At 68.8% G+C, this 11,570-nt stretch carries 11 protein-coding genes and 1 pseudogene; 10 read left to right on the top strand and 2 right to left on the bottom strand.

Going from position 1 to position 11,570, the window contains the following annotated elements; genetic code table 11:
* The 4 genes and pseudogenes from IG08_RS56955 to IG08_RS0111085 form a co-directional block, all read left to right on the top strand.
* A pseudogene (locus IG08_RS56955) lies at positions 1 to 135 on the top strand (electron transfer flavoprotein subunit alpha/FixB family protein); the annotation flags it as partial.
* Between the two features lie 329 nt (positions 136 to 464).
* Complete coding sequence (locus IG08_RS0111095) at positions 465 to 1,427, top strand: amino acid ABC transporter permease (protein WP_052424610.1); 963 nt, start codon at positions 465 to 467, stop codon at positions 1,425 to 1,427.
* Positions 1,424 to 2,221 carry an amino acid ABC transporter ATP-binding protein gene (locus tag IG08_RS0111090; protein WP_052424609.1) on the top strand — a complete coding sequence of 266 codons (798 nt, stop codon included), beginning with the start codon at positions 1,424 to 1,426 and terminating at the stop codon, positions 2,219 to 2,221. Before IG08_RS0111095 ends, IG08_RS0111090 begins: the two co-directional genes overlap by 4 nt.
* Before the next feature lie 97 nt (positions 2,222 to 2,318).
* The gene (locus tag IG08_RS0111085) at positions 2,319 to 3,287 is read left to right on the top strand and encodes an ABC transporter substrate-binding protein (RefSeq protein WP_030599517.1); all 969 of its coding nucleotides are present in this window, start codon (positions 2,319 to 2,321) and stop codon (positions 3,285 to 3,287) included.
* A gap of 114 nt (positions 3,288 to 3,401) precedes the next feature.
* Here the strand turns inward: IG08_RS0111085 and IG08_RS0111080 are convergent, their stop codons facing one another.
* Positions 3,402 to 4,070, bottom strand: a complete 669-nt coding sequence (locus IG08_RS0111080; protein ID WP_052424608.1) for a GntR family transcriptional regulator — start codon at positions 4,068 to 4,070, stop codon at positions 3,402 to 3,404.
* Positions 4,071 to 4,444: 374 nt separating this feature from the next.
* Between IG08_RS0111080 and IG08_RS0111075 the strand changes: the two genes are divergently transcribed.
* From IG08_RS0111075 to IG08_RS0111050, 6 genes are all read left to right on the top strand, one after another.
* A complete protein-coding gene (locus IG08_RS0111075; RefSeq protein ID WP_030599511.1) occupies positions 4,445 to 5,446 on the top strand; it encodes a proline racemase family protein in 1,002 nt (333 codons plus the stop codon).
* An 83-nt stretch (positions 5,447 to 5,529) separates the two neighbouring features.
* Positions 5,530 to 6,453, top strand: coding sequence for a dihydrodipicolinate synthase family protein (locus IG08_RS0111070; protein ID WP_030599509.1), 924 nt, complete (start codon positions 5,530 to 5,532; stop codon positions 6,451 to 6,453).
* Positions 6,450 to 7,754, top strand: coding sequence for an FAD-dependent oxidoreductase (locus tag IG08_RS0111065; RefSeq protein ID WP_030599507.1), 1,305 nt, complete (start codon positions 6,450 to 6,452; stop codon positions 7,752 to 7,754). The genes IG08_RS0111070 and IG08_RS0111065 overlap by 4 nt, the downstream gene beginning before the upstream one ends.
* Positions 7,755 to 7,768: 14 nt before the next feature.
* Positions 7,769 to 8,443: a beta/alpha barrel domain-containing protein gene (locus tag IG08_RS0111060; protein WP_030599506.1), complete on the top strand. Its 675-nt coding sequence runs from the start codon at positions 7,769 to 7,771 to the stop codon at positions 8,441 to 8,443.
* Between the two features lies 1 nt (position 8,444).
* Positions 8,445 to 8,816: a cupin domain-containing protein gene (locus IG08_RS0111055; RefSeq protein WP_052424607.1), complete on the top strand. Its 372-nt coding sequence runs from the start codon at positions 8,445 to 8,447 to the stop codon at positions 8,814 to 8,816.
* Complete coding sequence (locus IG08_RS0111050) at positions 8,813 to 10,345, top strand: xylulokinase (RefSeq protein WP_030599501.1); 1,533 nt, start codon at positions 8,813 to 8,815, stop codon at positions 10,343 to 10,345. Before IG08_RS0111055 ends, IG08_RS0111050 begins: the two co-directional genes overlap by 4 nt.
* Before the next feature lie 218 nt (positions 10,346 to 10,563).
* Here the strand turns inward: IG08_RS0111050 and IG08_RS0111045 are convergent, their stop codons facing one another.
* Positions 10,564 to 11,514: an ornithine cyclodeaminase family protein gene (locus IG08_RS0111045; protein WP_234342849.1), complete on the bottom strand. Its 951-nt coding sequence runs from the start codon at positions 11,512 to 11,514 to the stop codon at positions 10,564 to 10,566.
* Positions 11,515 to 11,570: the final 56 nt, after the last annotated feature.

Raw genomic sequence — 11,570 nt, 5'->3', positions numbered from 1 at the left:
ACCTCCAAGACCATCGTCGCCATCAACAAGGACGCCGAGGCCCCGATCTTCGACCTCGTCGACTACGGCGTCGTCGGCGACCTCTTCGACGTCGTCCCCCAGCTCACCGAGGACATCAATACCCGCAAGGGCTGATGAGAATCGGTGCCCAACCGAAATCGAAAATTAAACATAATCCAGCCCCGCCCCCCATCTCAAATTGGGAATGGGTTGCATGGATTCCCTACCGGTTTCGGCGAGTTATATCTCGGAAGCTGTGCGTTTCAACGGTTGTCCAAGTGTCCGGCCGAATTTCCTACACCTGACGAAGAGCGATACAGGCCGTTAGCCCTACGTTTTTCTCAACGGAGTGCACCTCACGTCGGCCCTCGCAATGACTTGCCATCCGACCCCTGCGGCGGATCGAATCAGTGATCGGAGAGACAGATGCGCAATTGCCTATGTCGCTACAGGGGGCACACGCAATGAACGCGACGGCAACTGAGCCGACGACCCCGCCTCGCGAACAGGATGAGATTCGCGTAGCACATCGTTCGCATCCGGCCTGGTGGCTGGTGGTGGCATTCGTCGCTCTCTGCGTCGCGGGGATCGTGAAGATGCTTTTCACCAATCCCAACCTGCAGTGGGACGTCGTGGGTGAGTACTTCTTCACCCAACGGATTCTCAAGGGTCTCCTGGTGACGCTCGAGCTGACAGTGCTCGCGATGGTCTCCGGGATCCTGCTCGGGGTCCTGACCGCTGTCATGCGGTTGTCGCCGATCAAGATCCTTTCCTCGACCGCCTGGGCGTACACCTGGTTCTTCCGCGGTACGCCGCTGCTGGTCCAGATCATTTTCTGGTACAACCTGGCGGCTCTGTTCCCCAAGATCGAGATCGGGATCCCTCTGCTCGGGCCCACGCTGTGGTCCGGTGACTCCAACGCCGTGATCACCCCCTTCGTGGCCGCGCTTCTGGGGCTGGCACTGAACGAAGGTGCCTACATGTCCGAGATCGTGCGCGGCGGCATCGTCTCGGTGGACCAGGGACAGCACGAGGCCGCCGTGGCGCTGGGGATGCGCAGCAGGCGCGTCATGCGTCGCATCGTCCTCCCGCAGGCGATGCGCGTGATCGTTCCGCCGACCGGCAACCAGGTCATCGGAATGCTCAAGTCGACGGCCCTGGTGAGCGTCACCTCCACATCGGAGCTGCTGTACACGTCGCAGCAGATTTACAACCAGACGTTCCAGACCATCCCGCTGTTGATCGTCGCCAGCATCTGGTACCTGATCGTCACGAGCGTGCTGAGCGTCATCCAGTACTACATCGAGCGCCACTACGCCCGCGGCGGGCGCCGGGAACTGCCCCTGACGCCATGGCAGCGAGTCAGGCGGAGCGTCGGCAGTCTGCAGGGTCGCCTCCAGGCAGTGGGCGAAGGGAGCAAGCGATGACCACGGTTGCCAAGGAAGAGAACACCCAGCAGGGCGAAGTGGTTCTCCGCGCCACCGGGATCCGCAAGCGGTTCGGAGCCCTGGAAGTGCTCTGCGGTGTCGATCTCACCGTCCTGCGAGGTGAGGTGATGTGCATCATCGGCCCCTCGGGCTCCGGCAAGAGCACCCTGCTGCGCAGCCTCAATCACCTTGAGGAGATCGACGGCGGGAGGGTGGAGCTGGACGGCGAGCTGGTCGGCTACCGGCAGCGCGGCCACAAGTACGTCACCCTGCCCGAGAAGGACCTCGCCAAGCAGCGCGCACGGATCGGCATGGTGTTCCAGTCCTTCAACCTGTTCCCGCACATGACCGTCCTGCAGAACATCGTGGAGTCCCCCGTGGGAGTCCTGAAAGTGCCGGCCTCCGAGGCCAGGGCCACCGCGATGCAGCTGCTGGAGCGGGTGGGTCTGGACAGCAAGGCCGACTGCTACCCGCGGCAGCTTTCGGGTGGTCAGCAGCAGCGCGTCGCGATCGCTCGTGCTCTGGCGATGAAGCCGCGTCTGATGTTGTTCGACGAGCCCACCTCCGCCCTGGACCCCGAACTCGTCGGTGAAGTGCTCGACGTGATGAAGGACCTCGCCCGTGACGGCCTCACGATGGTCGTGGTCACCCATGAGATGGGCTTCGCCAAGGAAGTCGCCGACTCGGTCCTGTTCATGGACGGCGGGGTCGTGGTCGAACGGGGACACCCGCAGGACGTCCTGGTCAATCCACAGATGCCGCGTACTCAGGACTTCCTGTCCAAGGTCCTGTGATGCTGCCGTCCGCCTTCGTCTCCCCATGCCCGCCGCGCAAGCCCGCGAGGCGCTCGAGAACCCCTCAGTCATCCGCAAGATCGTAGGAGAACCACTCATGGCTCGCATCAACAGCCGCCGCCGGCCGATCGCCCTGCTCGTGTTCAGCACCCTCGGTGCCCTGGTCGTCTCGGGTTGTGCCGACCCGACGCCCAGCACCGGAGACAAGGCGAGCGCGTCGGCGGGCGCGAAGGCCGAGTCGGCGATCACCACCTCCTGGGGCAACAAGCCCGTCGACTCCGTGGTCGCCCTGGTGCCGGCCCAGTTCAAGAACAAGCCGATCAAGAACGCCATCTACAACAACTTCCCGCCCCAGGAGTTCCTGGAGGGCAACACGCTCGTCGGCATCCAGCCGGACATCGCCCTCGCTGTCAGCGAGGTGATGGGCGTCAAGCTCCAGAACCTGTCGGTCGGTTCCTTCGACTCGTTGATCCCGGGAACCGTGAGTGGCCGGTACGACATGTCCAGCGCCGACTTCGGTGTGACGGCGGACCGTCTCAAGCAGGTCGACTTCGTGACCGAGTTCAAGATCGGTACGGCCTTCGCGGTGAAGAAGGGCAGCAGCATCAAGATCGACAAGGCCACCGACCTGTGCGGCCACTCGGTCGGTGTGCAGTCCGGCTCGTACTTCATCGACCAGATCAAGGGCGCGAACAAGGACTGCGCCAAGGCCGGTCTCAAGTCGATCGACCTGAAGACGTACCCGGACGACGGTGCCCGGATCCTGGCCATCACCAATGGACGCATCGAGATCACCGCGACGACCGAGGACGCGCTGGGCTACACCATCAAGAGCCAGAACGTCCCGCTCGAGCTCCAGAAGTTCGTCTACGCGCCGCTCGAGCAGGCCATCGTCATCCCGAACGACAGCAAGCTGGGCCCGGCCGTGGAGGCCGGGATGAAGGAGATCGTCGAGAACGGCACCTACGCGAAGATCTTGAAGAAGTGGGGCGCCGACAGCCTGGCCTACGACTCCGCGGATGACGTCCAGTACCTGACGGACCCGTCCCAGACGCCGAAGTCGTAGCGGATCGCGAGGAAGAATCGGGAGTGCCGGTCCTGTGGCGGCACTCCCGAAGCGTGGACGCTTCCTCTCGGGCCCCGGTCGGGGCGTCGGCGACGGACCTCCGCTGCGGGGGGCCTACGTGTCGTTGCGCTTGTTCCAGAAGGAGCCTGCCCGGGCGATGTGGCGCTCCATCAGTTCCTTCGCGGCTGCGGCATCACGGCGGCGCAGCAGATCCAGCAGGGTGAGGTGCTCGCGCGCGCTCTCGATCATCGCGTCATGGTTGTCGACCGACCACAGCCCGGCGAGCCGTGAGCGGGAGCGCAGTGTGCGGACCGACTCGGTGATCTCGTCGTTGCCCCACAGATCGAGCACCGCGAGGTGGAATCGCAGGTCGGCCGCGACATGGCCGACGATGTCGAGCTTCTCGGCGGTGCGCAACGTCTCCTCCGCGAGGGGGAGGAGGGCGGCGAGTTCCGCTTCGCGTACGCCCCGCTCGGCGAGGCGGCAGACGGTCGGGACCTCGAGAAGCAGCCGGACCTCGAGGATGTCGTGGAACGCCACGGGCGACGGTGCCAGTACCTCGAAGCCCTTGTTGCGTACGGTCCGAACGAGGCCCTCCTTGACGAGGTCGAGCATCGCCTCTCGCACAGGAGTGGCCGAGACACCGAACTGGGAGCCCAGACGGGGGGCCGAGTAGACCTGGCCCGGCTGGAGTTCGCCGGTGACGATCGCGGCCCGCAGCGCCTCGGTGACGCGAGCACGCTGGCTGGGAAGGCCCTGCAGCGCGTCCTTTGTCGAGCTCATTCACTGACCTGACTGTTCATGGGCAATCCCCCGTTGAGATCACTGCCGGCCGTCACTCTGCGTCGTGCCAGTGCAATGACACAGGGTGAGTCGACTGCTCGTCGACCACCGGGAAGCGCCACGCCGTGCCTGCACTGACATTGCAGTGTAGTGCGGTCCCGGTGGTGGCCAGGAGGGGAGGCGGCCTTGATCTCTCGGCGTGGGTTTCCTTGGTCGCGCCCGTCTCCGATGCCGGGGGAGGGCTCGCTCTCACCTCAGTGCCATTGCACTGCCAAATGATTAAGTGCAGGTATTGACCCGCATTCTTCTTGCTTCATAGACTCACGAAGCACAGTGCAATTGCACTGAGTGGAATCTCGCGAAGGGGAGAGCCGGTGCGCAGTTCCCGGTTGATCCAGGCCATCGACACTCACACCGAGGGCATGCCTACGCGGGTGGTGACCGGCGGAGTCCAGGTGGTCCCCGGTGCCACGATGGCCGAACGCCGGATCTGGGCGAAGGAGCATCTCGACGACCTCCGCGGTCTGCTCATGCGGGAGCCCCACGGCCACGCCTCGATGTCCGGGGCGATCCTCCAGCCACCCACCACGACCGAGGCGGACTGGGGTGTCCTCTACATCGAGACCACCGGTTTCCTGCCCATGTGCGGCCACGGAACCATCGGTGTGGCGACCGCCCTCGTGGAAGCCGGGCTGGTCGCGGTGAACGAGCCCGTGACCGAGATCCATCTGGACACCCCGGCCGGTCCGGTCACGGCGACGGTCGACGTCGAGGACGGCCGGGCGAAGTCCGTGTCGATCACGAACGTGCCGGCCTTCGTGCTGGAAGACGGTGCCGTGGTCGAGGTCGACGGGATCGGGAAGGTGGAGTACGCGATGGTCTACGGCGGGAACTTCTACCCCGTCATCGACGCCGCGCGGCTCGGCCTGGAACTCGACCTGCGGCACAAGGACGAACTGATCGCCGTCGGCCTGCGGATCATCGACGCCGTCAACGAGCAGCGTCCGCCGGTCCACCCCGAGGATCCCGGCATCCGGGGCATCCACCACGCCGAGTTCGTCCAACCCGGCACGGACGGCGCGGACACGCGCAACGCGGTCCTCAACGTGCCCGGCTACTTCGACCGTTCTCCCTGTGGCACCGGTACCTCCGCGATCATGGCGCTGAGGCACCACCGAGGTGAGCTCGCCGTCGGCGACCGCCACGTCAACGAGTCGATGCTCGGCACCCGGTTCACCGGCACGGTGCTCGACGAGGCCGAGGTCGCCGGCCGGCGCGGCATCGTCCCGCGGATCACCGGCCGGGCCTGGGTGACCGGTTTCAGCCAGCACCTCCTCGATCCCACCGACCCGTTCCCCGCCGGCTTCACCGTCTGAGCTCGCCGTTCCGCCGCTCCGCCGTTCCGCCGCTCACGCCCGGACGCCGGGCAGGCACCACTCGTACCGAAGGAAGGCCCAGCATGGACCGCAACTCCGTCAACTGGCGCGGCTACATCCCCGCCGCGCCCACCCCGTTCACCGCTGACGGGGCGATCGACGAGGACACACTCGTCGCGCTCATGGACCACTACGTCGCCGCGGGCGTCCACGGAGTGATGCTCAACGGAAGCGCCGGCGAATGGTGGACCGAGTCCGACGAAGAGCGTCGCCGCGTGGCCAAGGTGGCCATCGAGGCGGTGGCCGGACGCATCCCCGTGATCATCGGATGCACCTCGTTCACCGCGGCCGCCGCCATCGACCTGGCCCAGGACGCACAGGCCTCCGGGGCCGACGGCGTCATGTTCACCCCGCCGCCCTACGCCCACCCCACGCAGGAGGAGATCCTCAACCACTACCGGCTCATCGACGCCGAGGTCGAGCTGCCGATCCTGGCCTACAACTGGCCGCGCGGCACCGGCGTCGAGATCGAGATCGACACCGCCGAGGCGATCGCCGACCTGGAGCACGTGGTGGCTCTCAAGTGCAGCACCGCCAGCACCGACGTGGTCCTCGACTACATCGACCGGCTCTCCTCCCGGGTGCGCATCTTCGCCGCCCTGATCAGCCCGCGCGGCCTCGCGGTGCTCAACGGGCTGGGCGGCGACGGCTACATCGACGGCGGGGGCATCGGCGCCCCGTACGCGGTCCCGTTCTTCGAGAACTTCTGGGCTGGCGACCTCGACGCGGCCCGCGAGTACGGCCGACGCTGGTCCGAGCTGACCCGCGCCTGGGTCGAGCCCGACTTCGGCGGCCGCTTCGCGTCCCCGGCCTCGCAGCTCAAGGCCGCGATGCGCATCCTCGGCCACCCCGGCGGCGAGGTCCGCCAGCCGCAGCTGCCGCTCACCGACCCGGCCGAGCTGGCCGAGCTGGAGTCGGTGCTGCGGTCCGCCGGACTGCTGGTATGAGCACAGCACTGCCACCCGGCAGCAGCGTCCTGGTCGTCGGGGGCGGTGTGGTCGGAACCAGCGCGGCGTACGCCCTGGCGAGCGCCGGGTACGAGGTCGCCCTGGCGACGGCCGGACAGATCGGTGACGGGGCGAGCGCCGGCAACGCCGGACTGCTGGTTCCGGCCGACTCCGTGGTCTGGCCCGGCCCGGCCAACGCCCGCGCGGTGCCGGCGACGCTGCTCGGCCGCAGCGCCGGCATCCGCGTCGCGTGGGGCAACCCGAGCACCGTTCCCTGGGGGCTCCGCTTCCTCGCGAACTCGACGGCACGCAAGTACGCCGCGGCCTGCCGAGCCACGCACTCGCTGAGCACCCACAGCCTCCGGGTCGCCGAGAAGTGGGCCGCCGCCGGCGACGTCGGTACGGATCTCAAGCGCACCGGCATGCTGTTCCTGGTCGACTCCCCGGAGGCGGTCACGGAGGCCTGGCACGCACGTGCGGCCCTGAGCGCCGCGGGCGAGACCTACACGGAGCTGACGCGCGCCGAGCTCACGGAGCTGGACAAGGCCTATGCTGCCCTCCCCGCCGGACTGCGTGCCCTGTACGCCCCCGGCGCGGCCCGCGGCGACAGCCAGGCGTTCGCCCTGGCCCTCGCGGACCGGTTGCGAGGCCTTGGCGCGACCGTTCTGGAGCGACGACCGGTCACGCGGCTGGTCTTCGAGGACGGCAGGGTCACCGCGGCCGAGACCGCGGACGGCCGCCTCTTCGCGGACGCGGTCGTCCTCGCCGCGGGCGTCGCTACCCGCGGGCTCGCCCGCACCGCCGGGGTGCGCGCACCGGTGCTCCCGGTGAAGGGGTACGCCGCGACCGTGCCCCTCCTCGAACCCGACCGCGCTCCGCAGGTCGGCGGTGTTCTGGAGAGCCTGCATGTGGCGTTCTCCCGCATGGGCGACCAGCTGCGCCTGTCGACCGGCGCCGAGATCGGCCGCGGCGACCACGACGTCGCCGAGCCGGCCCGACACCTGCTGCAGCGCGCGGGCGAGCAGCTGTTTCCCGGTGCCCTCGACTGGACGTCCGCCGAGTATCGGGCCGAGCACCGCCCCATGACTCCCAACGGACTGCCGATGATCGGCCCGACCAGTGTTCCCGGTCTCTACCTCGACGCGGCGCACGGGTCGCTCGGCTGGACCCAGGCAGCCGGCTCCGCCGACCTTCTCACCCAGCTCGTCAAGGGCGCACGGCCGCCCATCGACCCCACGCCGTTCCTCCCATCCAGCCCACTGCCCTCCGCAGACACCGTAGGTCTGCGCCCGCCGATCTGAGGAAGACCCTGATCATGAGCAATTTCGTGCTGATGCTGACCCGTGACGACGTCACGGTCGCCGACGCCCACGCCGTCCTCGAACTCGCCCTCGCCGCCGGCACCGAGCACATCGGCTTCAAGGACGTCGGCCTGCCCCGCGAGGAGATGGCCGCACTCGTCGACACCATCCACGCGGCCGGCCGCCACGCCCACCTCGAGGTCGTCTCCCTCACCGAGGAGGATGAGCGCACCTCGCTGGAACTCGGCCGTGAACTCGGCTTCGACTACGTGCTCGGCGGCACCCGCTGGCAGCTCGGGGCGCAGATCCTGCGCGGCAGCGACATCCGGTACTTCCCCTACGCCGGCACCGTCATCGGCCACCCGGGCACGCTGGACGGGACCGCGGACGAGATCCTGGCCGAGATCGAGGCCATGCGGAACGATGTGACCGGCGTCAACCTGCTGGCCTACCGCCACATCAAACTGGACGGCGACGACCTGGTCCGTCAGGTGTGCGCCGCCTCCCCGATCCCGGTCCTCGTGGCGGGCTCGGTCGCGAGCGTGGAGCGGATCCGGTTCGTCAGTGACGCGGGCGCCTGGGGCTTCACCATCGGCGCGGCCGTCCTGGACCGCAAGGTCGTACCGGGCGCGAACGTCACCGCCCAGCTGACCACCGTCCTCGGCACCGCCCGTTCGGTGGTGGCCTGACATGAGCGACCAACAGACAACTCCGCAGGCCCAGGAGCAGCCGAGTGTCGTCCGCCGTCTGGACGCACTGTCCTTCATGGAGGGACCCGAGCACTGCCGCGAGTACCTGCGCAACGAACACCTCTGGTTCGGCACCTCGACGGTGCCGGTGGGTGCCACCGGCGCGGTCGACCCCGGGCACGACATGTCCTGGGAGGTCTTCTACTGCGCGGCCGGGTCGGCCGTGGTGACGACCGGTCAGACCGCCTTCGAACTCGAGGCCGGTGACGCCCTGCGGATCCCGCCGACCGTCCCCCACCAGATCAGCAACGTGGGCGAGGTCCCGGTCGTGATCGTCTGGGCCGGCGGCCCGGGGGAGGAGCCGCAGACATGACCCACCGCACCGTCCTCGCCATCGACCTGGGCACCACGTCCGTCAAATGCGCGCTCTACGCCACCACCGGAGTCGAAGTCGCCTCGGCGACCCTGGAGTACGAGCTGCAGACGCCGGCGCCCGGCTGCGTGGAGGTCGACGTCGAGGTCTACTGGACCTCGATCCGAGACTGCCTCGCCGAGGTCTGGCGCAAGGCCGGCGACCGTCGCGGCGAGGTCGCCGGCCTTGCGCTCTCCGCGCAGGGCGAGACCCTCGTACCGGTGGACGCCGCCGGAACCGCGCTGCGGCCGGCGATCGTCTGGCTCGACAACCGAGCCGCAGCCGAGTCCGCCGAACTCGCCGACCGTTTCCCGGCCGCGGAACTCTACGAACGGACCGGGCAGCCGGAGATGCTGGCCACCTGGCCGGCCGCGAAACTGCTGTGGCTCGGTCGCCATGAACCGGAGATCGCGGAGCGCACCGCCCGGTACCTGCTGATCGAGGACTACCTGCTCGCCCGTATGACCGGCGAGTACGTCACCGAGGGATCGCTGGCCACCTCGACCTGCTACTGGGACCTGGGCACCAAGACCTGGTGGCCGGCGATGCTCGACGCGCTGGGCGTCGACGCCGACCGGCTGCCCGCCGTCGTCGAGCCCGGCGCACCGGTCGGCCGGGTCCGGCCGGCGGTCGCGAAGGAACTCGGCCTGGACCCGACCACCATGGTCTGCGCCGGCGCCCTCGACCAGGCATGCGGTGCGATCGGCGGCGGGAGCATCGCCGCCGGCGGCTTCAGCGAGAACACCGGTGCCGCGGTCGCCATCTGCTCGACGCTGCCGGGGCCGGGACGCGACCCGGCGGGCGTCGTGCCCGTCCACTACCACGGCATCCCGGACACCTACATGTTCCACACCTTCAGCGGCGGCGGAATCGTGCTGAAGTGGCTGCGGGACGAGTTCTGCGAGCCGCAGATCCAGGCCGCGGCGCAGGCCGGCCGGAACGCGTACGACGTGCTCGGCGATCTCGCCGCGGGCGTCCCGGCGGGTGCGGACGGGCTCCTGATGCTGCCGCACTTCCAGGGTGCGATGGCACCGGAGAACAACGAGGACGCCCGCGGCGTGCTGATGGGTCTCACACTGCAGCACACCCGGGCACACCTGGTCCGCGCCCTCATGGAGGGCATCGGCTTCGTCGTACGCCGCAACGTCGAGGCGTTCGCGAAGGCCGGCGTGCAGAGCCAGGAGATCCGCGCGCTCGGCGGCGGATCCCGCAGCGCCGTCTGGAAGCAGATCGAGGCCGATATCACCGGGCTCCCGGTCGTGACCACGAAGCAGCCTGACGCCGGAGCACTTGGCGCGGCCATCTTGGCAGGCGTCGGCGTCGGCGAGTTCGGCTCGATCCACGAGGGCATCGAGGCCACGGTCGCCGTCGACCGGATCTACGAGCCGAACCCGGCGAACACCGGTCTCTACGACGAGCGTTTCGGCCGGTACGTAGCCCTGTACGAAGCGCTCGTCCCGAACTTCGCGGCAGAGGCCGCACGCCCATGAGAACCCGGTCCGTCGAGGCGATTCCGCCGCCGCGTCGGTGAGGACACCCTTCCGGCTCGGCAGCGACACTCAGAAATTCGTCACCGATCTGGTGGAGGAGCGGGTGACCCGGTCCTGGTCGGCCATGCCCCGGGCACTGCCTGCCCTCCTGCGGGTTCCGTCCCGCGTCTTGAAGTACGCACCCTTCACCACCGCCGACGAGGAGACGGCCCTGACCCTCAACCGAGCCTGCGCAGCGCGGCGTCCGCGACGACGGCGTCCTGCCAGGCCATGCCGGAGGCCTTGAACAGCACGGGCCGTGTGGCGTCGAGTTCGATCTCACCCCGCACGACGCGCGCCATGGGCAGCAGACGGGCGGCCGACAACACGCCCTCCGCGACGGGCAGGACGACGTCCCCGCACTCCCGCAACGCGGTGGCCGGATCCTCCACGACGACCTGGGCACGGACGGCCAGCGCCGAGTCCACCTCGCGGGCGCCCGGCTCGTGCGAACCCACTGCCAACACCACGACCTCGGGACCGAGCCGAGCCGAGTCGAAGAGCGGCACGGCCGAGGAGGTCGCGCAGACGACGAGGTCGACCCGTTGCAGCAACGCCTCACTGTCCGCGGCCGCGACCACCTTGTCGTCGCGCACCAGTGCGGGATCCGCCCGCGACGGGTCGCGTACGACGTAGGTCACCTCCGCGAGGTCGACGCCGACGTCCCGCAGCGTCCGTACGTGCCCCGCCCCCTGGGGCCCGGCGCCGAAGACCACGGCGTTCCAGCGCCGTCCGGGCCGGGTCAGCACAGGCAGCACGGCCGCGACCGACACCGCCGGAGTGCGCAGCGCGGTGAGTGCGGCGCCGTCGATGACGGCGACGGGCGCGTACGAGGGAGGGCGGAAGACGAGATGCACGCCCTGGATCCGGGGCAGACCGCGCTCGGCGTTGCCGGGAACGGAGGAGATCGCCTTCACCCCGACGCCGAACTCGGACGCGGATGGCATGGCCAGCAACTGGCCCCGGTTCCCGGGGAGTTCGAGGACAGTGCGCGGCCGGTCGGCCGCCGGGTCGAGCCCGCCGGCCAGTGCCTCCCGGATCGCGGCGACCGCGTCGCGGGGCGGCAGCAGCCCGGCCAGCTCCTCTGCGCCGATGTAGTCGATCTTCATGGCCTGTGCCACAGTGCGCACCCCGTTCCTGTGCTGATACATGTCAGCATCGCCGAATACCGCCCGACATCGTGCAC

The sequence above is a fragment of the Streptomyces fulvoviolaceus genome (genome assembly GCF_000718165.1).
Lineage (GTDB): Bacteria > Actinomycetota > Actinomycetes > Streptomycetales > Streptomycetaceae > Streptomyces > Streptomyces fulvoviolaceus.
This window is presented reverse-complemented; position numbering and strand designations above follow the sequence as displayed.

What these genes read in the sequence shown, in the direction of transcription:
- IG08_RS0111055 (WP_052424607.1), top strand. Translation starts at nt 8,445, where the DNA reads ATGAGCGACCAACAGACAACTCCGCAGGCCCAGGAGCAGCCGAGTGTC.
- IG08_RS0111065 (WP_030599507.1), top strand. Translation starts at nt 6,450, where the DNA reads ATGAGCACAGCACTGCCACCCGGCAGCAGCGTCCTGGTCGTCGGGGGC.
- IG08_RS0111050 (WP_030599501.1), top strand. Translation starts at nt 8,813, where the DNA reads ATGACCCACCGCACCGTCCTCGCCATCGACCTGGGCACCACGTCCGTC.
- IG08_RS0111095 (WP_052424610.1), top strand. Translation starts at nt 465, where the DNA reads ATGAACGCGACGGCAACTGAGCCGACGACCCCGCCTCGCGAACAGGAT.
- IG08_RS0111060 (WP_030599506.1), top strand. Translation starts at nt 7,769, where the DNA reads ATGAGCAATTTCGTGCTGATGCTGACCCGTGACGACGTCACGGTCGCC.
- IG08_RS0111080 (WP_052424608.1), bottom strand. Translation starts at nt 4,070, where the DNA reads ATGAGCTCGACAAAGGACGCGCTGCAGGGCCTTCCCAGCCAGCGTGCT.
- IG08_RS0111085 (WP_030599517.1), top strand. Translation starts at nt 2,319, where the DNA reads ATGGCTCGCATCAACAGCCGCCGCCGGCCGATCGCCCTGCTCGTGTTC.
- IG08_RS0111090 (WP_052424609.1), top strand. Translation starts at nt 1,424, where the DNA reads ATGACCACGGTTGCCAAGGAAGAGAACACCCAGCAGGGCGAAGTGGTT.
- IG08_RS0111070 (WP_030599509.1), top strand. Translation starts at nt 5,530, where the DNA reads ATGGACCGCAACTCCGTCAACTGGCGCGGCTACATCCCCGCCGCGCCC.